Annotated in this window: 18 protein-coding genes and 1 pseudogene; 11 read left to right on the forward strand and 8 right to left on the reverse strand. The window is 50.6% G+C overall.

From position 1 onward, the window contains the following. The first annotated feature begins 4 nt into the window (after positions 1-4). The gene (locus FFI90_RS05135) at positions 5-883 is read left to right on the forward strand and encodes a hypothetical protein (RefSeq protein WP_144776821.1); all 879 of its coding nucleotides are present in this window, start codon (positions 5-7) and stop codon (positions 881-883) included. A gap of 11 nt (positions 884-894) precedes the next feature. Here FFI90_RS05135 and FFI90_RS05140 read toward each other — a convergent pair whose 3' ends face one another. Beyond that, positions 895-2,298, reverse strand: coding sequence for a PepSY-associated TM helix domain-containing protein (locus FFI90_RS05140; RefSeq protein WP_222120476.1), 1,404 nt, complete (start codon positions 2,296-2,298; stop codon positions 895-897). Between the two features lie 179 nt (positions 2,299-2,477). Between FFI90_RS05140 and FFI90_RS20065 the strand changes: the two genes are divergently transcribed. Then, positions 2,478-2,624 carry a hypothetical protein gene (locus FFI90_RS20065; RefSeq protein ID WP_186317911.1) on the forward strand — a complete coding sequence of 49 codons (147 nt, stop codon included), beginning with the start codon at positions 2,478-2,480 and terminating at the stop codon, positions 2,622-2,624. A gap of 7 nt (positions 2,625-2,631) precedes the next feature. On the opposite strand, the gene FFI90_RS05145 is transcribed toward FFI90_RS20065, so the two are convergent. Continuing rightward, positions 2,632-3,309 (reverse strand): glutathione S-transferase family protein, encoded by a 678-nt coding sequence (locus FFI90_RS05145; protein ID WP_144776822.1) that lies wholly within the window; start codon positions 3,307-3,309, stop codon positions 2,632-2,634. Between the two features lie 531 nt (positions 3,310-3,840). Here FFI90_RS05145 and FFI90_RS05150 point away from each other — a divergent pair. The 4 genes and pseudogenes from FFI90_RS05150 (at position 3,841) to FFI90_RS05165 (ending at position 7,072) form a co-directional block, all read left to right on the forward strand. Beyond that, positions 3,841-4,119 (forward strand): hypothetical protein, encoded by a 279-nt coding sequence (locus FFI90_RS05150; protein WP_246123347.1) that lies wholly within the window; start codon positions 3,841-3,843, stop codon positions 4,117-4,119. A 200-nt stretch (positions 4,120-4,319) separates the two neighbouring features. After that, complete coding sequence (gene istA / locus FFI90_RS05155) at positions 4,320-5,867, forward strand: IS21 family transposase (protein WP_144776823.1); 1,548 nt, start codon at positions 4,320-4,322, stop codon at positions 5,865-5,867. Between the two features lie 9 nt (positions 5,868-5,876). Next, a pseudogene (gene istB / locus FFI90_RS05160) lies at positions 5,877-6,619 on the forward strand (IS21-like element helper ATPase IstB). 27 nt (positions 6,620-6,646) lie between these two features. After that, on the forward strand, positions 6,647-7,072 hold the full coding sequence (locus tag FFI90_RS05165; RefSeq protein ID WP_246123349.1) for a site-specific integrase: 426 nt from the start codon (positions 6,647-6,649) through the stop codon (positions 7,070-7,072). Here the strand turns inward: FFI90_RS05165 and FFI90_RS05170 are convergent. The 5 genes from FFI90_RS05170 to FFI90_RS05195 all read right to left on the reverse strand — a co-directional run bounded on the left by FFI90_RS05170 (position 7,065) and on the right by FFI90_RS05195 (position 16,977). Further along, a protein-coding gene (locus FFI90_RS05170; protein ID WP_144776824.1) for an IS3 family transposase occupies positions 7,065-8,227 on the reverse strand; the annotation gives its coding sequence in 2 pieces (ribosomal slippage) (positions 7,065-7,972 and positions 7,972-8,227; 1,164 coding nt in all). The two genes, FFI90_RS05165 and FFI90_RS05170, sit on opposite strands and share 8 nt — an antisense overlap. A 283-nt stretch (positions 8,228-8,510) precedes the next feature. Then, a complete protein-coding gene (locus FFI90_RS05180) occupies positions 8,511-11,309 on the reverse strand; it encodes a tetratricopeptide repeat protein (RefSeq protein WP_144776825.1) in 2,799 nt (932 codons plus the stop codon). A 50-nt stretch (positions 11,310-11,359) separates the two neighbouring features. Next, positions 11,360-11,890, reverse strand: a complete 531-nt coding sequence (locus FFI90_RS05185; RefSeq protein ID WP_144776826.1) for a 3'-5' exonuclease — start codon at positions 11,888-11,890, stop codon at positions 11,360-11,362. A gap of 96 nt (positions 11,891-11,986) precedes the next feature. Next, positions 11,987-16,024: an NACHT domain-containing protein gene (locus FFI90_RS05190; RefSeq protein ID WP_144776827.1), complete on the reverse strand. Its 4,038-nt coding sequence runs from the start codon at positions 16,022-16,024 to the stop codon at positions 11,987-11,989. 455 nt (positions 16,025-16,479) lie between these two features. Then, positions 16,480-16,977: a hypothetical protein gene (locus tag FFI90_RS05195; RefSeq protein WP_144776828.1), complete on the reverse strand. Its 498-nt coding sequence runs from the start codon at positions 16,975-16,977 to the stop codon at positions 16,480-16,482. 147 nt (positions 16,978-17,124) lie between these two features. Between FFI90_RS05195 and FFI90_RS05200 the strand changes: the two genes are divergently transcribed. The 3 genes from FFI90_RS05200 (at position 17,125) to FFI90_RS05210 (ending at position 18,676) form a co-directional block, all read left to right on the forward strand. Beyond that, positions 17,125-17,337, forward strand: a complete 213-nt coding sequence (locus FFI90_RS05200; protein WP_144776829.1) for a hypothetical protein — start codon at positions 17,125-17,127, stop codon at positions 17,335-17,337. Continuing rightward, entirely contained in the window at positions 17,264-18,109 is an 846-nt protein-coding gene (locus FFI90_RS05205) for a hypothetical protein (RefSeq protein WP_144776830.1), read from the forward strand. Before FFI90_RS05200 ends, FFI90_RS05205 begins: the two co-directional genes overlap by 74 nt. A gap of 192 nt (positions 18,110-18,301) precedes the next feature. Beyond that, positions 18,302-18,676, forward strand: coding sequence for a hypothetical protein (locus tag FFI90_RS05210; protein WP_144776831.1), 375 nt, complete (start codon positions 18,302-18,304; stop codon positions 18,674-18,676). Between the two features lie 689 nt (positions 18,677-19,365). Here the strand turns inward: FFI90_RS05210 and FFI90_RS05215 are convergent. Next, complete coding sequence (locus FFI90_RS05215; protein WP_144776832.1) at positions 19,366-21,000, reverse strand: DUF2235 domain-containing protein; 1,635 nt, start codon at positions 20,998-21,000, stop codon at positions 19,366-19,368. A 380-nt stretch (positions 21,001-21,380) separates the two neighbouring features. Between FFI90_RS05215 and FFI90_RS05220 the strand changes: the two genes are divergently transcribed. Both FFI90_RS05220 and FFI90_RS05225 read left to right on the forward strand, forming a co-directional pair. Then, complete coding sequence (locus tag FFI90_RS05220) at positions 21,381-21,689, forward strand: transposase (RefSeq protein ID WP_222120477.1); 309 nt, start codon at positions 21,381-21,383, stop codon at positions 21,687-21,689. A gap of 11 nt (positions 21,690-21,700) precedes the next feature. Beyond that, a complete protein-coding gene (locus tag FFI90_RS05225; protein ID WP_246123351.1) occupies positions 21,701-22,396 on the forward strand; it encodes an IS3 family transposase in 696 nt (231 codons plus the stop codon). Positions 22,397-22,498 lie beyond the last annotated feature (102 nt).

A 22,498-nucleotide genomic window follows, 5' to 3' on the forward strand; every position in this document is an offset into this window, starting at 1 on the left:
CACTATGAACCTGTTGTTTCTATTTCAAGGTGTTTTAATGCGTTCATCTACAGGGCTTGGACATTGGCTAAAAAACTCTGTGATCATGGTTTTACCTTGCTTATTGGCTACGCCGGTCATGGCTGAGCAACCATCTACACGATTAACGATCGAGCAAATATACGGGCAGCAGCGGGTCAGGACGGTAATGGTCATTGGAAGCGCTTCAGTCGCTTTCCTGTCAGACTCAAATAAGCTTAGCTCTCTGTATAACTCAGAGACGGGGGACCTCTGGTTACTGGACCATGAACGCCAACTGGCCCAGCAGATTAATCGGAAAGAGGTCCAGATTTTTGCCGACAGACTGGCCGGTGAAGTAGCAAAGTTCGAGGCCAGTATTGCGTCATTACCGGACGATGAACGAGCCCTTTCTATGAAACGCTTCGAGCAATTGTTTGAACCGGCAAATCAGAGGGCTTCCAGGCAAGTGGATGAATTTTTACCACAAGGCCGGGCAGGGGAGTTTGCCGGAATTCCTTGCCAGTGGCACGACATGGTTGAACATCAAAGCACTGGTGATAAATTATTGGGAGTTGCATGTCTGGCTGAAACTCAGCTCGTTTCCCAAGGCCAAGTATTGACGTCGTTTTTCTCTGACCTTGTAGCCTTTTCCGATATTGTTAAAAATGCTGACACCGGGCCAATTCAATTCCCGGTTATGGGCAATCTGATGGCTCTGCCGTCCGGGCCTGAAATGATGGCGATAAAGATCAGTAACAGCCCTGATCTTTCTAACCGGAAAGCGGAAATGGAAGTTATATCCGCTTCAACCGAACTTCATTCGAGCGACCAGTACCAGATTCCCGCTGGCTATCGTCAGCAGCGCTTCAGCGAGCCCCTCTGAAAAAACCGATGTCAGGCCTGAGCTAACTCAACGCGCTGCTTATCGAGACGCTGGAGCAGTCCGTCAATCAAGACCATTACAACCAGTGCCATTCCGGTCAGCGGAAATACGACTCCGCCAATCATCAGTAGCGCAAATACCCCGCGAAGGCGTTTCGGGTTTTGTGGCAGGGGAGGAATCCCAAGCTTCCCTGTCGGGCGACGTTTCCACCACATTACACCAGCTGAAACGCTCATGAGAACAATGGCCAGACAGGCGATCAACAAGACTAATTGGTTCACCAAGCCGAATTCCTGGCCCATATGCACGTTGATGCCCCACTCGAGGCCGCGACCGACCGGCCCATAGTCGCTGTAGCTCATATCCAGCAGGACTTCACCGGAGTACTGATCAAGATGAATGACACGCTGTTTACTCAGGTCATCAGGGTAGACTGACCCCGTAAAGACGCCGTCAGCGGAGGCTGGCATAGACACGCTATAGCCTGCAGCCAGCCCAAGTGTATTGAACGTCAAAATGGCTCGATCAAGCCCAATTGGCGACGGTACACTCACGCTGCTGTCTGGTATGTTTGACTCTGGAAGTTGTGCTTGTTCGAGCGACCAGCTTGTGAGATTCCTTTCTGAAAGAAGTGTGTCTGACATAGGGACATCGACTCGAACGCCAGTGGGGTAGCCATAGTTGTGGCCATTCGCGAATTCATTCGCCTTCTCGCCCCAGACAATCGACCATGGCATTCCAGTCAACGCCAGAAATACAATGAAGCCGCCAACGCCCAAGCCGGTCACAGCGTGGAGGTCCCGCCAGAAAACGCGCTTCTCACGCGACCCGCGCACGCTTACTACGCCGCCGGACTGACCGCGCGGCCACCAAAGATACAGGCCCGTCAGAACGAGAAGAATCGAAAGCCCTGCGGCAACTTCAAGCGTTCCATTGGCGATTGGACCGAGTTTCGCAAGGCTGTGCAGCTTGCGGACGAACCACATGACACTGCCACGATAATCCATGTTGCCAAGTACATTTCCCGTAGACGGGTCGATATACACAGCCAGCTTTTCACCATCGTCGGTCTTAATATCTACTTCAGTGCTGCGCTCAGGTGCCGCGGCAGGCACATATTTGAAAACTGTGCCCGGATAAGCTTCAAGTGCAGTAGCAATCTGGCGTTCCGCTGTGATGGCAGGGCCGGGCGACACTTCGACAGTCATGAGATCTGCATGAACCACAGCATCGATTTCATCACTAAACAGATACAGTGCGCCGGTTACGGCCAATATGATTAGAAAAGGCAGAACAAGGAGGCCCGAATAGAAGTGCCAGCGCCAGACGGCGCGATAGAGATCAACATTCTGTTGTCTGGCCATCGTAGCTTCTGGTATCTGACCAATTACGCGAGAATCTGATGCGCTGTCCATGGCTGAGTTCCGTTTCGAAGGGGATCAATAATGCCGTAGCATAGCCAGACAGGCGTTTCGAGGTACATAAAAAGACCCGGAATTGATGCGCGACAAATTGTCACACTGCATGAAAGCGGGACTCCCTTTCTCACCACGCCAGCGGCATACATACTGTCTGTTCAGACTCAGAAACAGTGATGGGTGGCGAAGATGCAGAAGAAAAAATCATGACGGCGATCGCTGCTGATCAACCAGTATTGGCCAATGGCACTCATTGGTGTGGTGACATTGGCCCTGGCCGGTTGGTTGTTCCGCCATCGGATGTACTAAGGGATGAGGGGTAATAGTACCTTATGTTTTCGGGTAATTTTGCGGGAACAGCTCGCGCCTGGCAGCTTCGTCACGCTCGGTCTTGAAGTTCAGATCCTTGCCCAGTTCCCGAACGCGTGCCACGGCAGGACGGCTGTTAATACCATCGAACCAGCGCTGCAGGTTCGGGTAGCTCGCCATGGCTTCCTCACCCAATATGAAAGGCCCCTTATCGATCCACCCCCAGGCAGAAATATCGGCAATGCTAAAACTGTCGCCAACGAGGTACTGGCGGTTTTCCAGATGTGCTTCCAGCACCTCATAATGCCGCTGGGTTTCGCGCTCGTAGCGATTGATGGCATAAGGAAGTTTTTCTGGCGCCATGTGCTTGAAATGAACCGCCTGGCCGGAATAAGGGCCGACGCCACTGGCGATAAACATCATCCATGACAGCAGTTCTGCGCGATCCTGGGGGGCGCCTGCCAAATGTCCGGATTTCTCGGCCAAATAGAGCAAAATGGCTGTGGAATCGAACACCCGTACGCCATTATCGTCAATGGCTGGCACTTTCCCGTTGGGGTTTATACTTCGAAACCCAGCTAAATGTTGCTCACCTTTAAGCGTATCGACCGGCACCAACTCATAGGGCAGGCTCGTTTCCTCCAAGTAGAGTGCAACTTTCAAAGGGTTGGGCGTAGGGTGAAAAAACAATTTAATCATGGGGCTCTCCCGTATTTTTGAGCAATCATTCAATCACTTTTTGAGCAACCGTTCAAGTTGTTTGATTCATGTTCCGAGTAACAATAACGGGGCCACAAGAAAGGCAAGGTCAAGACGAGCAGCGCTGAGTCTTTTTGCTCAACTTAGGTTCGCAGTACCGTATCTCACGTGCGTTGGTTTCGTGGCGCAGCGCGCGTAGTCTGTCATTGCGACAGAGTCTGCGAGGCGTTCGTCCGTCGAGTGAACCTAATATCGCAAAAAAGTAACAAAAGGGCTGATGCATTCGTGGCGGCAATCGCGGTACCGCTTACGAATAGCATTAAAAGAATGGCGTACGTGGTGACGAGTTCAGACGGCTTAGTACTTTGTGTAACGAGGGACTTGATTGGATTTACCTACAGGAGACGTAACTCAATATCGTATTTAACATAATATACATTATGCGCACTATAGTATCCGTTAAACTAACATTATTACGGATTTTGGATTTCCTCTCTCCTTCTGTTTGTCGTTGTTTTTGGAGTTCTTCTGATGAGTAAAACCGGCCAGGCTCGCGTTCTCACGCCAGAACAGTTCTCTCTCCTTTTGACCGTTATCCAAAAGCATCGCCACCCGGAAAAGAACACGGCCCTCGTACAGATCAGTTTCAAACTCGGCTTACGTGTTCAGGAGATTGCGCTTCTTCAGATTAAGGACGTAGCGGAGCTTGGCTCTCTAATCTCTGCTCAACGCTCGTTCAAGCTTAAAGAAATTCTTGCATTGCCTGCGGCCTACACTAAAGGTGCGGATGCATATTCCGGCCCATCATGAACGCCCATTCCGGACGAACGTGAACACCTATTCTGGTTCAATGTGAACAGCCATTCCGGTTGAAGATGAACACTTTTCGGTGATTTTCCGGAATCGGTGTTCACCTTCCCGGAATCCATGTTCACGTTCAACCGGAATCCTTCTTAACGCATTGTTATTCAAACGTTTGCTACTCTGATTCCTTTTTTGGGATCCGAGTTATGCCAGCTAAGAGAATGCCAATGCGCAAAATCAGAGAAGTCCTTCGTCTGCGGCTGGAAGCCGGGCTCTCAATCCGGCAGATCAGCGCCAGTACCAAGTCCAGTGTCGGAGCTATCCAGAAGCTTTTGTCCCGGGCCGATGCCTTACAGATAACCTGGCCCTTGTCAGAAGATCTGGACGACGGTCGCTTGGCGGCCATGTTCTATCCCCGCTCTGATCCCACCTCATCCACTCGCTATCAGGTGCCTGACTGGACGACCGTGTATCAGGAACTTAAACGCCAGGACGTGACCAAACAATTGCTGTGGGAGGAGTACACCGCCCGGTTCCCCAACCGGTGTTACAGCTACTCTCAATATTGTGATCGCTACCGTCACTGGCTGAAGCAGCAGAAGCGCTCCATGCGTCAGACTCACAAGGCCGGTGAAAAGTGCTTCATTGATTACTGCGGCCCCACCGTTCCCATCATCAACCCGCAAACCGGCGAGATCCGCACGGCTCAGGTGTTTGTCGCCGTACTGGGTGCCTCCAATTACACCTATGCAGAAGCCACCTGGACTCAGGAGTTGCACAACTGGCTGTTGAGTCACGTGCGCACCCTTGAGTTCTTCGGCGGTGTTCCGGAGATGCTGGTGCCGGACAATCTGCGCAGCGGCGTCAACAAAGCCTGTCGGTACGACCCGGATCTGAACCCTAGCTACCAGCAACTGGCGGCCCACTACCAGGTGGCGGTGATGCCAGCGCGGCCCTACAAGCCCAAGGACAAATCCAAAGCCAAAGCAGAAGTGGGCGTGCAGATCGTTGAGCGCTGGATACTGGCTCGGTTGCGTCACCACACCTTCTTCACCCTGGCGGATCTGAATCAGTGCATTCGATCGCTATTGGAAGATCTGAACAGCCGACCGTTCAAGCGTCTGCCGGGCAACCGTCAGGACGCCTTCAAGACGCTGGATCAGCCCGCTCTGAAGGCGTTACCGAAACACCCCTATGAGTACGTGGACATCCGACGCTGCCGAGTCAATATCGATTACCACATCGAGTTCAGCCAGCATCATTACTCAGTACCACACCAGTATGTAGGCGAGCGGGTGGAGATCCATGCCAGTGAGCGTCTGGTGCAGATTTACTTCCGCCAACGGCAGATCGCCAGCCACCCACGCAGTCACCAGTTCGGTATCACCACCGAGCCTGGACACATGCCGACACGCCACCGAAAGCAACAACAGTGGTCGCCCGGACGTCTCAAGAACTGGGCTCAAGACATCGGGCCAGACACCCTGATCTGGGTCAGTGATCGGTTGGATGAACGGGAGCATCCGGAACAGGCCTACCGGGTCTGTCTCGGGCTGCTCAACCTGAGTAAGGCCTACCCAAGCCCACGGCTGAACGCCAGTTGTCGTATCGCCAACCGGGAAGGCCTGAACCGGCTGAAACACATCAAGGCCATTCTCCAGAGCAACCGCGACAAGCTGCCGGAACAACTGCCCTTGCACACAGAATTGCCCCAGCACCACGAGAACATCCGTGGCCCGAAGAGCTTCCACTAGGACACCGTTATGAGCACGATCAAGACCCTGACACGACTGAGAGACCTGAAGCTGGGCGGCATGGCCGCCGCCCTGGAACACCAACAGAACCAGCTGGGCACCTATGACGAGCTATCGTTCACTGAACGGCTGGAACTGTTACTCGACCGGGAATGCCAGACCCGGGAGCACCGGAAACAGGATCGCCTGGTTCGCCAGGCCCGCTTCAAGCTCCGGGGGCCTCGGTTCAGAACATTGACTACCAGCACTCGCGCAATCTCAAAAAAGCCCAAGTGGCGCAGTTGGCCCAGACCGATTGGTTGGAGCGGGGACAGAACCTGCTAATCACCGGGCCTTGTGGCAGCGGCAAAACGTACCTGGGCTGTGCTATCGGCCATCAAGCCTGTCTGAACGGTCTCAGCGCCCGGTACTACCGAATCTCCCGGTTAATGCTGGAACTGACACAGGCCAAGGCGGATGGCACCTACCAGAAAACCCTGAAGCAGCTGGCCAAAATAAACCTGCTGATCCTGGACGACTGGGGCCTGGAAGCCCTGAGTCCGGCGCATCGAAACGACCTGATGGGGATCATGGATGATCGACACGGCACTCAGTCAACCATGATCATCAGCCAACTGCCCACCGATCAGTGGTACGCCACCATCGGCGACAACACCCTGGCCGACGCTATCCTGGATCGGCTGATGCACAACGCCCATCGCTGGGCTCTGAACGGAGAATCCATGAGAAAACGACTTCAGGAAATTGACTGAACGTGAACACCCGGGGTACAAACCTCGGTGGGTGATGCGTTAAGAAAAAAGGTGTTCACGTTCAGCCGGAATGAGTGTTCACGTTCGCCGGAATACGCAGCGGATGCGCTCAGGCGATCCAAATCAACTTATCAACGTCGCCGGATCAGTTTTAGTGTTCACGAATTTCACCAGCTTGTTCAGCAAATTGAAGCCATGGCTAAGGCCGGCGCCGAGATCAAACCGGAGGATTTTTATCCTGAGGTAAAGAAGCATCGTGGTAAATCACGCGATCTTCCGATGAATGACGTTGCGCTGAGAACGGCTATAAAAAATTACCTTTCAATCCGTCTAGCAACACACCCTTCGGTGAAAAAGACTGATCCCCTATTCCTTACTCAGAAAGGAGGTCCCTACTCTCCAAATACTCTTCAAGAGCACTTGGCATTAATGCAGAGTGTAGTGGTCAACTAATCCCGGACAGTATTTTAAGTTTTTCTTCCGCGACCACAGGTGGCATGCCGTCATTGAATGTATGAGGGCGCTGCCGGTTGTAGTAGTCCATCAGGTAGTCGCCGATATCCTTTCGTGCATCCGGAATTGATCGGTAACCGAGTGACGGAATCCATTCGCTCTTCAAGCTGCGAAAGACCCGTTCCATCGGAGAATTGTCCCAGCAATTTCCCCGGCGACTCATGCTTTGCTCCATGCGGTAACGCCAGAGCCTCTGACGGAATAATCGACTGGCGTACTGACTGCCCTGGTCGGAGTGGAACAGAACCCCAGTCGGCTTTCCTCGCTGCTCATACGCATGATCCAATGCCTTCACCACCAACTCGGCATCAGGCCGGTCTGATAGCGCCCAGCCAACGACCCGGCGGGCATAGAGATCCAGAACAACCGCCAGATAGCTCCATCGCTGACCAGCCCACACGTAGGTGATGTCACCGCACCACACCTGGTCTGGGCGACTGACGCTGAACTCACGATTCAGCCGGTTTGGAATGTCTGGCCTTTCCACGGAGGCCTGCTTGTAAGCGTGTGGACCAGGTTGTTTGCAGATCAGCCCCAGCTCACTCATCAGGCGGCGAACCTTGAAGCGTCCGATCACAACGCCTTCCTCATTAAGCATGGTGGTGATCATACGGCTTCCTGCTGAACTTCGGCTCTTGCGAAAGATCCGGTTTACATCGGCTCGCAGAACCACTCGCTCGGCGTCCACCACGGACCGCCTGCGGCGATAGTCGTAATAACTGGACCGCGAGACTTCAAACGCTTTACAGACCATCTCTACAGGCTCCTGCTCACTCAACTGGTCTATCAGCGCGTACGATTCATCTCGTCCGACATCAAGAGAGCGGTAGCCTTTTTTAATATCGATTTCTCCCGCTCTAGACGCTCGCAACGAGCTTCCAGTTCTTGGATCCGCTGCTGCTCCGGCGTCAACGCTTTCGACTTGGGTGTAACACCACCACGTTCCTCAGAAAGCTGTTTTACCCATCGCCTTAGGGCGTTCTCACCGACATTCAAAGAGCGGCTGGCTTCGGCAACACTGTAGCCCTGGTCAAGCACCAGACAGGCGGCTTCCTGTTTGAATTCTGGCGTAAAAGATCGTCGTTTCCTGGTCATCAGACACCTCACTTATGGTGGCGATATTACCACCTACGTTGGTGTCCGGAATCATTGAACCACTACAGAGGCAATGGGCCGGGATCGAACGTGCGAGTTCACATAGTGGGCGCCGCACTTTGATGACGAATATAATTCACAACCAAAAAAAGTCTGTAAAGGTGGCACAAAAAATCGCCGGGCATGTTTCACCATCGACGACCTTGATTTACGAGGAACCTCCAGCTCCAGAGGAATCCCTCAAAGAAGCGTTGTACCATGTAGGACGTTCCTATAAGTCCAACTAGTGGACCGCTTCAAGCTCTGACAGCCGAGCACTGAGACGATTCCCATACTTTTCATCCGTCACTAATCCGATCGCTTCTTTTAGACTCTCAATTGCCCTCGGAACTTGGCCTAATCGCTCGTAGCATTGACTAATTTGATCGTGGTAGATCGACAGTCTTCTCTCCGCTTTAGGATCCTGCAATGCTAATTTTAGCGCCCGTTCGGCTGTCTCCAAGGCATCATCGAGCATCTGTAAATCGGCCTCAATCTTCGACTGGCGATATAAAAGCCAATGATCCCTAGAGTCTTCGGGAATCCCTTTTATTGCTTGAAGAGCCTTTTCCCCAGCGCCAACGGAAAGAAAGGTTTTGGCAACCACGCGTACTTTATAAGAATTCTGGTTTTCGGAAAGACTCAGTTCTGTAGCGAACGATTCTGCCGCAGCGCTTAGTTTCCGCGCTAAGTCATGCTGTTCTTGCTTCTTGGCTGTAATTAAAATGTTAGATAACGCCTCGCAAGCATTGACCCATTGACGCTCTTCCACGGAGTTAGGATAAATAGCCACCATATCTGGAAATGATTCAGCGACCGAGAGGCAGATTCCAGGATGGTGGTAATTGAACAATGAGGTTAGTCCAAGGAATCCCTCGTAGAATTGATCGAAGCCCTCCACTGCGGATAAGGTCACTACATCGGCGAGTTGCTTAACATATTTTGGCTGTTGGACTAGCCAATCAGTAATAGAAGGATAGGAGCGCAGCCGGCTTAAAGCCGCCAAGGAAACACGCAGTGGAACCGAATCCAGATCTTTCAACAATTCATCAATCAAAAATTGAAGTGCCCGTTCCCCCTCTGTTTTCAATTGTTTATCGGCTTCTCGCTGGATTCCTAAGTGGGCTATTTGACCATAAGCGGCATGCCACTCTGGCCTTTCACGCAGGAGACTCTGAAAACACGCCAGTGCGGGTTCAAGTTGACCGCACCTTCGAAGAGCTTTCCCTTGATGATGCAGCATCTCGGCTCGGATATCGGGATCACCGGTCTTTTGAGCAACTTGACCGTATTCTTCGGCACACCCTTCATAGTAAATTTTCCGATCCTCTTGCGATAGAGAATAAGAATAAGCCTCTTTACTATCAATGATGCACAATAGCTCAGCTATCGGCATGTCCGAACGAATCTCGCATTCGTGCAGGTCGCCGAGTAATTCCGCCCTCTTCCCCCGCTCGACCTGAAGAAGAGCATATGTCAACCAATCCGGATTTCTTCGTCCTCTTGCCGTGTTTTCCTCGAGCAACTGCTGGGTAGACAGATGTATTTGCCGGACCACACTCGGAACCATCTCGCCGCAGTTCTTTGCAACGTATTTCTCTAGCGCTTGGGCGAGTTCTTGACCATTCTTTTCACCTGAACTTGCTGCACTACAGATTAAGTCATGCACCGACAATGTCGATGAGGTGGCAGTTCGATTGAGTATAGCCAAACGCTGTAGCCCAGCCCTTGCGCTAGGGCCGATAAATTTGCTCAGAAAAGTAGCGTCGAATGTCGTACACCCACTCTTAGCGATTTTTTCCAATGCAACTCGATCTGCATCATTCACCTTGCCCAGGATGCGAGCCATGATCGGCCGGCCATCATCGCCTTGAGCAACGCCGGGCATACTTAAAACTTCGCGATAAAGCTCATCTCTTTCAATTCCGTCGATTTCGCTCACCTTGCGAGTCACAGCCAAAATCAACGGGCAGAAAAGACATTTGTCTATGAACTGCGAAGCTATTTCACTTGCGGTCGCTTCATCTTCTCCGAGAATTCGGTAGGCTGCCGGCTGAGGCAATTGAGGAATTTGAAGGTAATTTGGGCTCGTTGGATCTACCAATTGGGATGTCAAAAGTACTTTCCCGCCCAATTCGAATCCTGGTCTCAACTCAACAAACGATTCTTCAGAAACACGCCTAGAGAGATCATCAATAACAAGGAGTGTTTTACTAGCATTAAACACTCCGGCGACATTTATCGGAACGCCGCCTCTTGAGCGTTTAATAGCGGTTAGTGGTACGCCATCCTTCCAGTCATCTCCCGCAATCCAAATGTAGTTGCCGAAATTTGGAAGCGCTGTTCGCACGAAGTCTATCGCAGCCTGGGTCTTTCCTGACCCACTAAGACCATGTAAAACACAGATATTTTTATCGGATTGGAAATGGTCTGCAATAGCATCAATGATAATAGGGATAGGTTGATGATTTGCACATACAGGTGGAACGCGCCCATAGTATTCGTAATTATCTAGGTTTTGCGAAAAATCTGGTAGATAATTTCTATAAAAATCGGCAGCTTGGGAGTTTTGCGTAGACGAGTCGAATATGATCTTTGCGAGTTCTCTCGCATCCAGGAAAACCAATCGGCCACCGTGGGCTTTCGCCAAGTCTGTCTGATTGAATTTACCCCTAAACGATGGAGGCTCTTCCTCAGAAGAGACTAGATAGATACGCGATGGACTCAGTTTTCCGCCTTTCTCAAACGCGTGTCGGACATCTTTAGCAATCTTCGTAAATTCGTATTCTCCCGACGTATTTTTGGAACCATCGAAGAATCCGTCTTCAGTACTGTACTCACCAACTATGCTGAAATCTTGGGAGAATGTATCGACTGTATACCCGACGGGTTTATAGTCTTTATTGATACCATGGTGAACCAACTTAGTGCCTTCAAGAGTCTCGATGACCTTATGTCCAACAATTTCAATGGATGTGGCATCAAGATCGGTGATTTCATTTGTCAAATCCCTAATGACTCGTTTCCGGATAAGTTCGGACACGCATTTTCTCCTTACTTACTGGTTTCGTGACTATGAAATGGAAGTAGATTTCAATCACTCTCAATTTCAATCATGTTTGTTCTGGCACCCAACATACCGATCTGGGAAGCCAAACGATTTGCCTGACTCTTAGGCGTAGCGAGAACCAAAAGCCTCTTGGCTCTAGATGCACCTACATATAATTTTCTCGCATCTTCTGCTCTGTTAACGGGCTCTCCTTTCTCGAGAAAGTCAAGAACCCCCTTAACTGTCTGTGCAGTCGTGACCACACAGACCGCTGAAAATTCCTCACCTTTTACCGAGTGAATAGTTCTCGGCCTCAACTGATTCATTTCGAACGGTTTAAGAACCGATTCCAGATCTTTGTTCCACTTAAGCAACACTGAGATCGATTCACCCTCAGGAATACTTACGTGTCTTTCCATGACCGACTTTGCGTGTTTATGCCATCCTTTAGCATTAACGTGTTCGTCTAAAACAAACCGGAGTTCTTTTATCACCAAAACCACTGTCGGTCGCCAAAGAGTCTCATCAAGTTCTTCTTCATTGAGATACTGACGACGAAGGGAGCCAAAATGCATTGCCTATCCCTTGGATAGCCGCTTCGTTATGTACATTACTTCCTTGAAACGCCTCAATTACCACGCACGCAACCTTCTGAACTAGTTGAAACAGCATCACTGTTTGAGCCGTTTTGGCTGAGAAACGTCTAGAACGAACACATCGATTAGTCCCGTGAGCTCCGGCGGCAACTTTGCTTCGATGTTGTGTTTGAGCTCCAAGGCGCTCTCAATAGGATGTATTTTGCGACCTGCAACTTTTTCCTCCGCGCCAAACCAGATGACCAGGAAAATACCCTGTTGCTCTGCGTCGGGGTGGATAGAGTAACGTTCGTAAAGTTGGGCGGAAGCGGCGGTGTACAGTTCTTTATGCCACTGCCCTTTTACCTCTGTAACCAGTAGTCGTTTTTTACCGCCAATCAACTTGGACACCGTGAAATCACTCCGGTTTGCGTTCTTTAACTGATGTTCCGGTGTCACAGAAATATTTTGCGGCTCAAGTCTCAGATTGAGGCGTTCAGCAATAATCTCAGTAGATCGCACTTCGTCTAGTCGATCATCTTTCGCATAAAAGCGATCTGCGGAGTTGAATTCTCCACCATCTATGGCTTTCTGGAAGTCTTGGAGCTCTTGGAGCACGAGTTGACGCAGACCTTCCACCGTAACTACCTCGTCGCGGTCCAGTCGATTTACAATTTCCTGGGGCGTAGGCGGTTTGAAATCTCTCAGTGCTTTCTTCCTGACTTGACCGGCATGTATGCTCTTTAAGTCCCTGTGCAGGTCTGAAAAACGCAGATCGACAAGAAGCCGGTCGAGAACCGGAATCGCATCATCCGGATCATCTGAGCTCATTGACCAGATCACTGTGGTCAAGAAGCGGTATGCGTTTTCCTCTTTGGGGCTTTCCGTCCCCCAGTGGTTCGGCAGGTCTACCTTTGGCCATTGGCCAATGAGGGCCTCTAAAATGGCTTCAATCTTGCGTGATGCGAGCCTGGGCCAATAGGAATAATCGTTAAGGTTGATTTGCCCAGACCGCCCATGGAGAAGGAACACAGTGTTTTTATCGGCTTTGAGCCAGTCCCAGTATATTTCGGGTGCGTCGTCAAGGAAGTACCACGCGCGCACGAGCCAGAATGTTCTCTTCTGTTCAATATCTTCACTGCCAGTCGGGTTGGGCCAGTTGGACATGAACTCTGTGCAACGCTCCGCGATGATCTTTTTAAGGTCTTCGCGATTGCCATACCGAGCAGCGACCTCGAATAACGTATCTATTGGCCCAAGAGCAAGCTCATCGAAACGCCTCAGCCATTCAACAGATAGCGCGGCGCGCGAATGACTGAAGGCCTCGTCGTAGCGTAGAAGCCCAACCTCAGGGTGAGAACATTCCGACTGGGCCAGCTGTGGCTCAACGTACTGCCGGAGAAAAGCCTCTGCACTCGCGGTATCAGGAAAGATTAGACGGTCAATTTCGGTCTTTAGCGGTTCACGGTCTTCTTCGGAAACGGCACTGTAGCCCATGCTAATGTTGGTTCTTAGCGCTTTCAGGAGCGGAAGATCGATGTCTTTCAAGTTGCCTTTAAAACGCATGATCTCCAAGCAAGCCGCATAAAGGATCGTCTCCGAGTGCTGATACTTCGAATCACACTGTAGTTTAGCGAGCCCAAGCAAATCGGGAACGTGCGGAGCGATGAAGTCGAGGCAGTTTCGTAGCGCGTTCCGAACAATCGTTTCATCGCCAAACTCGTGCTCAATTTTGTCTGGCTCCATGAGCACAAGCTCTGCAAAACGAACCAAGCAATGCCAATGACGCCCACCTTCGACAAGCTCCCGGTTGTTTTGGACATACTTAATATTTGCTGCACGGATATTATCTTCTTTCCTGAGACGGCGCTTCACCCTTCGGGAATGTCTGAAACGCATCATTCCGTGTTCTCGCTGGAATTGCGCTTCAGCACTGTTGGCTCTTGCCCATTCTCGCATGAATAAGGGTTTCTCGAGTGCTTGCTCGCGCATATGGCGCCGCAGGCTATCTGGGCCTCGACTTTCCTTGTTTCGATGGAACTTATGGTGAGCTAAAAAGCTCGCCCACAAGTCCGGGTTGTCGCTCTCAAATGCAAGATCCACTATGAATTGACAGTCTTCGGTGTGAAAAGAAAGGCCAGAGTGCGAGAGCCAGTCGAACTTATCTATCTTAGTCTGAAAAATCTGGTCACGGTCAGTCAACTTTCCGAATACATGACCAATAATTCCTTGGCGTAGTGCGTCGTCCTTTTGCAGCACTTGGACTGTCTTGCTTTGGTCAGCGGATTTGTTTTCATGGAAGTTCAGGTTTCCGATCCATCGCCAAACTCGTATTGGATCAAACGGTGGCTTGGCCAGATCGAAGTACCGATCCAGCATTGACCCGACGATCTTGCTTATGCCGTTTCGGCAATCGCACTCGTAAGCTTTCTTGCCGCACTTGCAGGCTAGGTCTTTGGTCAGTTCGTTTAAGAGCCACTCGATAGTCGCCAAGTCCAGACCTGCGATGAAACGTTTTACGAAGTAGCGGGCACCTATTGTGCGCTCACGATGCTCTTCGTGGCACGGGTAAAGGTTTGTGCATACCCGGAAAAAACCTACGAGATATGTCAGCTTGAATGTTTCTAGACCTAGGGTTTCGATAGCTTCAGCTACCATCCTTAGCGATGTATGGCTTGCCTCAAAAATCAGAACAGCCAGATCGGCGTGATGGTTGTGATCAATTGACTCGAGCAAACACCTACTTGCCAACAAACGAGTGCTCTCGCCTTCATCCGGCGTTAAAGCGAGTTGACGCAGTTCATTTTTTAACTGCTTGATTGCTGGCGACCCCGCTAAAAGTTCAAGGATCAGATCGCGCAAGTGTCCTTCACCGCCATTCACGAGAAGAGGTTTAATCTCATCCACAACGTCTTGGGTGAAGAAGCCTGCAACACTGAACCTGCGCCAGAAATCCCCTCTTCGGAAGTGGGGGTCTTGGGCCTCAATTTCTCTCAGCCGATATATAAGTAGGCGCTTTGAAGAACGTTCAAGCTGGGAAGGGTCGCCGTTCGCAAGCACTGCGTATGGGTCAAGTTCGATTGCAGCTTTCTGTACAGGCATGTTGCCTAGCGATGCCATCCAGCCCAGCAGCCCGCGGAGTTCATCTCTCACTGTGGAGTTCGGAGCGATAATAGGCATGCACTTAGGTAGCGTTAGAGGGTCCGTTGGGTCAACGATTCGCTTGGTAAGATAGTCCGCCGCGCAGTATTCAGCCACGATTTTGTGAACCGGGCGATGTTGATCCGCGCTGTCGCCAGGCTTAAAAAGGCGAGTTGCAAGAATGCCATCAGTCGATGTGTCGCTCCCAAATAATGACCCCAGCAAAGGATACATCCGGTCTTCAGTGGCTTCGCTCGTGCCAACGCCTTCAGAACCTGACAACAAGAGTTTGGCGAAAACTTCCGACGAGATGTCGACTTTTTGGGCGGTCGAAAGTGTCGGACTGGGTCTCCTTATATTGATGTTTGCTTCCTTCGCTAGCCGTTCGACCGCTTGTGCGAAGATTGATCGCTTGTCAGTGAAATGTCTTTCGCTCTCGATATAAGCGTCAGCAAAAAGTTTCAGAAACTGAGGATTTGGGAGCAGCGCGTCTAAATCAAATCGAGCGACTTCGGTTTGAAATACTGAGTAATCCTCTCCTTCTACGTGATGTTCAAAAATCGCCCGCTGTTCCGCCTCATTGAACTCGCATAGTCTAACGACCAGAGGTGGGCGCCCGATAAAGTCGTTGAATGCGCTCGTAGCAGCGTTGTCCCACTCACTGGAACGACTCGAAATATAGACGTGGGTCGGGTTAGCCGCCTCAACCTGGCTTAAAAGTTTATAGATGCCGGAAGCGTCGACTTTTGCTAACTCATCGAATGCGTCTATCACCAGGGGCGCACACTTTGATTTTGCCCCTACATATCCGAATTTACTCGCTGTGATGACATTCGTACCGATCTGTTGGGCAAAGCTTCCCATGAGGTCGGTTTTTCCGCCGCCGGGTTCGGCCAGAACAACGACGTATTTCGAAGCAGCCAGCAGCTCTGCTTCAGTGAATATCCTGTCATTGCTCGAAAGCGTGCGTGGAAGGTAGAAAGGCGAACTCATAGCGCACATTATTGTGTGTTGACCCGCACCAGATACTCAGGAGACGATTTTTTTGGGTCAGAGAGCTTCAACTAACCCATCCTGCTGGTGATAGTACGCGATTTCTCGTCTAGTTGGGGCAAACTTCCTGCCGCATTTGGCATGAGGTGATCGAAGAGCCAGTAAGTCCGTTCCAGAATGGTATTCGACCTGCCCTCGTTCTTGATTCAGCCAGATCTGGAAATAGCCGGGCAAAAGGACGTTCTATAATGCTCCGCGTTTCACCAGACCATAGGGGCCGCCACGGTGGCATCCAGAAAAAACAGGGTCGGATCTCACACGCGCTTGGGAGCGTTAGCCCAGAGGCTTTTGAACAGGCCTCCGTTTGACGCGCGGGGTGTCACGCTTAGCCGAGGGGACCATCGGACAAACAACGAAAAACCAGGGCGGTAAGGCCCCGGCTCCATAGTCACTGGTTACACACGGCGATGGACGCCGTTGATCTCCTGTGTTTCACCTTTCAGTATTTCCTCGATTATCTGGATCATTGCGCTGACGATGAGTTGGTCGTCTCGGGTATTGAGTTCCCGGAATACCAAGTCGATGTGGGAGATTTGGCTGACCAGCTCCGGTGAGATCCGGAAATGTTTGTCGAGTTCGCGCACGTTGCAACCGCCAAAGGGTTTTGCGCTCATTCCGACCTTGATCTCCACAGCGCCCAGCTTGGATCCGTCGTGACCCATCAACACAGCGATTGTGGAGTATGTGTCGCCGTCCCAGCGGTGGCAATTCGAGTATTTGCTGTAGAGCTGGCCGGAGCCATCCTCTTCACGCCAAACCTGGCCGTAGCCGTATTGTTTAGAGCCAAATTTGTGCTCGTCCTTGTGGTTAATGGAAACGCCCGCGGCGGAGATGGCACTGGCGAGCATCAGGCCGGCGAGGGTGGAAACGAGGGCTTTCAGATGATACATCATATCTACACTCCTTCATGGCTTCATCGGATCAGGACGTCTTGCCTTGTCCTGGCTTAATGATTGCCGAACCGGCGCTTTAGATGGTCAGTTGAGGGAGCGAAAGTTTCAATTGATATTCCGACGACGCCGCTAACAAGGAACGAGGCTGTGACCAAAGACGACGATCTGTTTAAAAAGCACTTAATGATCGTGAAAGACCCCGATCTTTTGCGCGATTTACAGGAAGCCGCCTACCGAAAGAACGGTTCTGGGCACGGAGCCGCCAGCAGGATGAAAGAAGACCTGCATGCTCAAAAATTGGCAAGTACCGTTGCTCAATTGGGAGCGGCAAGACCTATTGGCATTTTTCCTGAGCCGTGATCTTACAGAGTACCTTACCGGGGAATCCCAAAGTGGAAAGGACGCAGTCGATGGAGGCTCAACCGCTAATGAGCTTCATAAAGCAGGCAAGGGGAGAGAGCTAAAACGTTGCTGGCGGTATGCACTACTGGTTGCCAAGCCAATGATAGAGCGACAGTTAACTTTCAGCGACCTGTTCAAAGAAGCTGAGCAAGAGGCTCCCTCTGTTTCGACATCTTCACAGTATAGTGTGAAGGACGAGTATGCAGGTTTCAGTGGCTGGTACGTATCTTTCCCGAGATTCAAGAAAGAGCGTCAGTTCGGCGTGCTGAAAATCACGGGGCCGGACGAAAATTTTATGTTTGAAATTGAAGGCTTCACCTATCAGAACGACATCGAAAAGGCGCGTTTGCCTGAAGTGATCTGGTTTGGAAAACAGTTTGTTATCAACCCTCACTCGCTGGTTGGTTTCTACGATTACTCAGGAACGGTGGATGGAGAAACGATCAAGGGAATGGCTGTGGTGCGCTTTCTTGAACGGAAAGATGGTAAGTCGCAAATGGCAATGGGAACGACACTGGACAAGCGAAAACCTGACGTCGAAGAGCTGAACGTCTATGATCAAAACAACGATCAAAGTGTATTCGAGATGCAGTTGGAGCGAGTAAACTTCGACGCTATTGACCTGCCACCGGGTCGCGAAAGCCCCTTGGACTTGGAGAGAATGAACGTAGAGGATCAGAAAATAGTCATCAGGCATTACAGGCTTCAGTATCTGGGCCGCGAAGGTTGAGCGCTCGAGTAAGAACTTCTCAACCGGGCCTAATCGACTGAGCATAAATTCGATGAATATACATCGGCTGAGATATGGCAAGTCATCTGTGGCATGCATTAACGCGGATTCCCGCGGTATCAGTAGGACGTTGTTGCCTAGATTTAATACTTCTACAGAGAGATTTCGGCCTGAAACAGTATGAGGTTTTCCATGAGAATCGGCGCTTTTATTTTTCTCTCACTGCTGCCAATTGCCTCAATGGCTCAATCGGAGATGAGCTCGAACACCTTCACTAGGTTGGAGCTTTGCGAGATTGGAGGTTACTTCGATGCGTTAGATCGGTCGTTGCTCGAAGATTTGGCGCGAGCACAGATAAGCATCAGCTTTCCTGAGTCTGGATTGGAATTTTTTTCAGGCCCTTGTGTAACAGCAAAGGAGCATGGATATGGTGTAGGACAGAAGGCATCAAGAAACGCTGTTGATTACGATCAAGCTGAGTTTGAAACTTTAAATAATGCTACACTATTCCATAGTCAAATTTTAACTTCCATTCTTGAACAGGCTGGTCTTAAGGTTACCGAATAACTGCATCCGGAGAGCAAAAACCGAGGGCTCAAGCGGATGGGGTTCAAACCGAAGATCAACTCCCTAATGACCCCACCCAGAATTTCGGACCATTAAAACTAAAAACCCGGGATGAGCCGGATTTTTCTGACAATGAGCGGTAATGAAACGGGGTCAGGGTCAGTACCGGACATTACTAAGTACTTTGTGTGGAAACTGAAATCAGCTCGCTATTCTAGAATTTACTTTAAGTTTTTTTCTAGCTCTTTGCGTGGAACCACGAATCCAATTTGTTGATTTGTCGTCACTGAAATTTAGCACTTTCTGTGGTCGTCCAACTAATTGACGAGCAATAGAAAATATCCACTCATAATTTATATCTACTCTGCAAATGGAGAGGGCCCCGCCCTCTTCATCGCTCCGAATCTGGCACACGGGCACCGGGTAGAACTAAAACCTTTTAACTCGCTTTATTTGAGTCCAAATTCAACCGCCCTGCCCTTAATCCAGAATTTAGGCCCATTGAAAACTTAAAATTTCAACAGCACGGAGCCCTGAGCAGAGTACACTGTGCAGCTGACGGCTTTTGAGTTTGAATTCTTAACGAATCGCGACGCCCAACACCCCGTCGAAACCTGGGTCACATATCTATTTTCAAAAAGACCTTGTGAGCTTTCCTGTATTGGTGATCTCAATCCGACAGGTCAACGTCAAACCTTTAGCCGATGAACGATGAGTCGTATGATTCCGTCGTTGTTTTCATACCTTGCCCAGATATCATTTGCAAAGGCATATAGATATCCAGGATGTTTCACTTCTAGAGGTTTTTTTCCCCGCGTATGCTCGGTCAAGTCAATGTATTGATGCTTCTCCGGTGAACCGTCATGTGCCACGACTTTATCCTTGTCAGTGCCATTATCATTGGCAATGCAGCCCACCATCCGAAACCAGTCGACGTTTTCGCACCGTTTAGTAAATGCAAAATCCGCCTTTTCGTCATTGGTAACCGTCTTCCAGACCGATTCCAACTTGCCGAGTAAGCCTGCGGCCCATCGAATACCATCTCCGAAAGTGTGCTGGTCATTTTCCGTTCCTTTCCAGTCGCAAACGTCTTTACCGTCCATCCATAATCCAGACCCTTCGAAATAATATCTTCCTTTTCGGAGATAAAGGCCGGTGTAGTTCCATCTTTGCTCAGCGAAAATGTCTACGGGTTCCGACGATTCATCTGGAGCCAGTTCGACCGTGTGGCGATAAGATGGAAACTTCGGGCAAACCATCTCTTGCCGAAGATAAACCGCGTCCGAGACCTTAACAGTCGCCTTAGTCGGGGTAGAAGGCTTCTCCAAGCACGGAACATTACGCGGGCGAGAGGGAAGCAAGGCAAATAGGCCTTTAAAGGAGTTATGGATTTCGCCAAGGGGGGCGTAGCATTCCTTCACCGAATCCAAAGCTCCCTCTTTGAACACAAGTTCCTTTTTCTGGGCCTGTTCCATCATCCATAACAGGGTTCCTGATGACAGCGAGTCATCGGAGTACCCGCCTCCGATGTCGCTGTGGACCCCCGGGAACCACGACTCCAGTATGTCCGGATGTTTAGGAAAAGCTCTGGTGGCTCGTGTATTCGACCAGTGGGTAACGGTAAAGCAGGCGCGCATTTCATCAAGACCCATTGCGTGCCGACCGGTTTCGACATGGTAGCCAAGATTACGGTCATGGAACTCCCAGCGTTCCTTTTTCTCAAGAAGCATATCGACCAGTTCAAGGTCATCTGGGATTCCCAGCGACCCAACCGTGTCCCAAACCCCGACAAATTTGACCTTGATCGCTCGCTCTGGGAGGCGGATGGGCACCTGACTATCGCCCCAGCCGCTCGGATCAAACAGTTTGACCCCTTTTATCCCATTCCACGGATCATCCGATCGATCTTTGTAAACCTCTTCATAGCACGTCTTCAACGTCTTTCTAATTTTGTCGACGGACATTTTTTTGAAGTCGATCAGGCCTTTTCCCAAGTAACCGGCCAGACAGCGTGCAACAAAGGCCCCCCGACTGAAACCGACAATGTAGATTTCATCATCAGGTTCATAATTGAGACCAAGCCAGAGAAAAGCGTCATTGATCTTTTCATCCAAGCCAATGCCTAATGCACCGCCTAGCTTGCGGTCCACCAATCCATCTGTTCCGACACCCGGCTGGTAGTACCGTCGCTGTTCAATGCCATCGCTGTCGCGCCTGGCCAGCAGGTTATAGAACTTAAAAACGTTCGTGGGAGAGGTAACCCCATTGTCTTCCATGTCTGGGGTATTCCAGGTGCCATCGCAGCACAGGATGAGTCGTTTCATGATGGTCTCACGCAGTTGGTTAATGGCGGCGGGTCACCGAAACCTATACAGCGTGATTAGGTAAATCTCAGCTCTAGTCCCTGACCTAAAACCTGCATCTTGAAAGATCTACACTAAAACCAGCTAAGCAAAGCATGCAGGAATGCGCAAGAATTTATTGAGTGAAGTAAGCAGCAACGAGCTGCACCTCGCATTAGCTAGACCGCTTTATGCTTGGGTAGACTAACCAACCAACGGACGAACGGTGTTGTGATGAAAATGCGGTGCCCTCCTATAATTTCAGAAAGCCTAATGAAGGGGTGAAGCGTTAAGAGCCCGAGTTACCCATGAACAGTAGACACCTTCTATAGTTAGGGTAGCCCCTAGCACGGAGGTGTTTTATGAGCCGCAAACAGACCCAGGCCTATACCGAAGAGTTCCGCCGGGAAGCCGTTCGTAGAGCTGATCAACCGGATAATACCGCTGCGGCTGCGGCGCGCGAGCTGGAGATTCATCCCGGTCAGATCTATAACTGGCGCCAGCAGTTCAAGAGACTATCAGACAAGCAGTTCAATTCGGTTGGTGGAGTAGATTATTCCAAGGCTGAGAGCGAAGCCATGCGCAAGCTCAGACGTGAAATGGATACCCTGAGGAAGGAAAATGAATTTCTAAAAAAGGTGTCTGCGTACTTCGCGAAGTCCCAAGAGTGAAGTACGCGCTGATGGATCAGTTTCGTCAGTGGTATACCGTGCGGCTTATGTTCAGGGTGATGCAGGTCTCAGCCAGTGGCTATTATCGCTGGAAGCATCGTCCCACAAGCTTGAAGGATCAACGAAGGGCGGAGATAGAGTCAGCCATCATGGAAACGTATGCCAGCTTCAAGGCGCGCTACGGAGCCCCACGCATTGCCAGGGAATTAACTGAAACCGGCGTTCCTTGTTCGGTCAATTACGTGGCCGGGATCATGCGGGAGAAGTCTATTCGCGCTCGCAATGGCAAGGCTTTTAAATATAGCCGCACGTCAGAGGCGATGAACAATGTCGCTGACAACCTGCTGTGGCGTCAGTTTGCTGCCGAGCGACCAAACCAGAAATGGACCACCGATATCACCTATATCTGGGTCAATGACCGATGGTTATATCTGGCGACGGTGATGGACTTATTCTCGCGTCAGATCGTTGGTTGGTCATTGGATACGAGCATGACGGAACAGCTGATCACAGATGCACTGAGCATGGCCTATGGACGCCGCGAGGTGGTTCCCGGTCTGATTGTGCATTCGGACCGAGGTGTTCAATACCGTTCAACGGGCTATCAGGATTATCTGCGCTCTTGGAACTGTGTACCCAGCATGAGCCGGAAGGGAAATTGTTGGGACACTCAATCTACTATGCTTATGAACATCGTGTTGGCCTGACCCGTGCTGGGATTGGCGTAATTGCCTTTGCATTGACCTGTCGGCCAATACTGGTGTTCCCCGAGAGTTACCGGGCCTAGCGCTTGTGACCTAATAGGAGCT

It is taken from the genome of Marinobacter maritimus (genome assembly GCF_007671675.1).
In the GTDB taxonomy this organism is placed as follows: domain Bacteria; phylum Pseudomonadota; class Gammaproteobacteria; order Pseudomonadales; family Oleiphilaceae; genus Marinobacter; species Marinobacter maritimus.

Excerpts from the sequence above, each read along its gene's own strand:
- FFI90_RS05225 (WP_246123351.1), top strand. The coding sequence starts at position 21,701 with ATGGATCAGTTTCGTCAGTGGTATACCGTGCGGCTTATGTTCAGGGTG.
- FFI90_RS05205 (WP_144776830.1), top strand. The coding sequence starts at position 17,264 with ATGCTCAAAAATTGGCAAGTACCGTTGCTCAATTGGGAGCGGCAAGAC.
- FFI90_RS05190 (WP_144776827.1), bottom strand. The coding sequence starts at position 16,024 with ATGAGTTCGCCTTTCTACCTTCCACGCACGCTTTCGAGCAATGACAGG.
- FFI90_RS05215 (WP_144776832.1), bottom strand. The coding sequence starts at position 21,000 with ATGAAACGACTCATCCTGTGCTGCGATGGCACCTGGAATACCCCAGAC.
- FFI90_RS05140 (WP_222120476.1), bottom strand. The coding sequence starts at position 2,298 with ATGGACAGCGCATCAGATTCTCGCGTAATTGGTCAGATACCAGAAGCT.
- FFI90_RS05210 (WP_144776831.1), top strand. The coding sequence starts at position 18,302 with ATGAGAATCGGCGCTTTTATTTTTCTCTCACTGCTGCCAATTGCCTCA.
- FFI90_RS05220 (WP_222120477.1), top strand. The coding sequence starts at position 21,381 with ATGAGCCGCAAACAGACCCAGGCCTATACCGAAGAGTTCCGCCGGGAA.
- istA (WP_144776823.1), top strand. The coding sequence starts at position 4,320 with ATGCCAGCTAAGAGAATGCCAATGCGCAAAATCAGAGAAGTCCTTCGT.
- FFI90_RS05150 (WP_246123347.1), top strand. The coding sequence starts at position 3,841 with ATGAGTAAAACCGGCCAGGCTCGCGTTCTCACGCCAGAACAGTTCTCT.
- FFI90_RS05135 (WP_144776821.1), top strand. The coding sequence starts at position 5 with ATGAACCTGTTGTTTCTATTTCAAGGTGTTTTAATGCGTTCATCTACA.
- FFI90_RS05185 (WP_144776826.1), bottom strand. The coding sequence starts at position 11,890 with ATGCATTTTGGCTCCCTTCGTCGTCAGTATCTCAATGAAGAAGAACTT.
- FFI90_RS05145 (WP_144776822.1), bottom strand. The coding sequence starts at position 3,309 with ATGATTAAATTGTTTTTTCACCCTACGCCCAACCCTTTGAAAGTTGCA.
- FFI90_RS05195 (WP_144776828.1), bottom strand. The coding sequence starts at position 16,977 with ATGATGTATCATCTGAAAGCCCTCGTTTCCACCCTCGCCGGCCTGATG.
- FFI90_RS20065 (WP_186317911.1), top strand. The coding sequence starts at position 2,478 with ATGGGTGGCGAAGATGCAGAAGAAAAAATCATGACGGCGATCGCTGCT.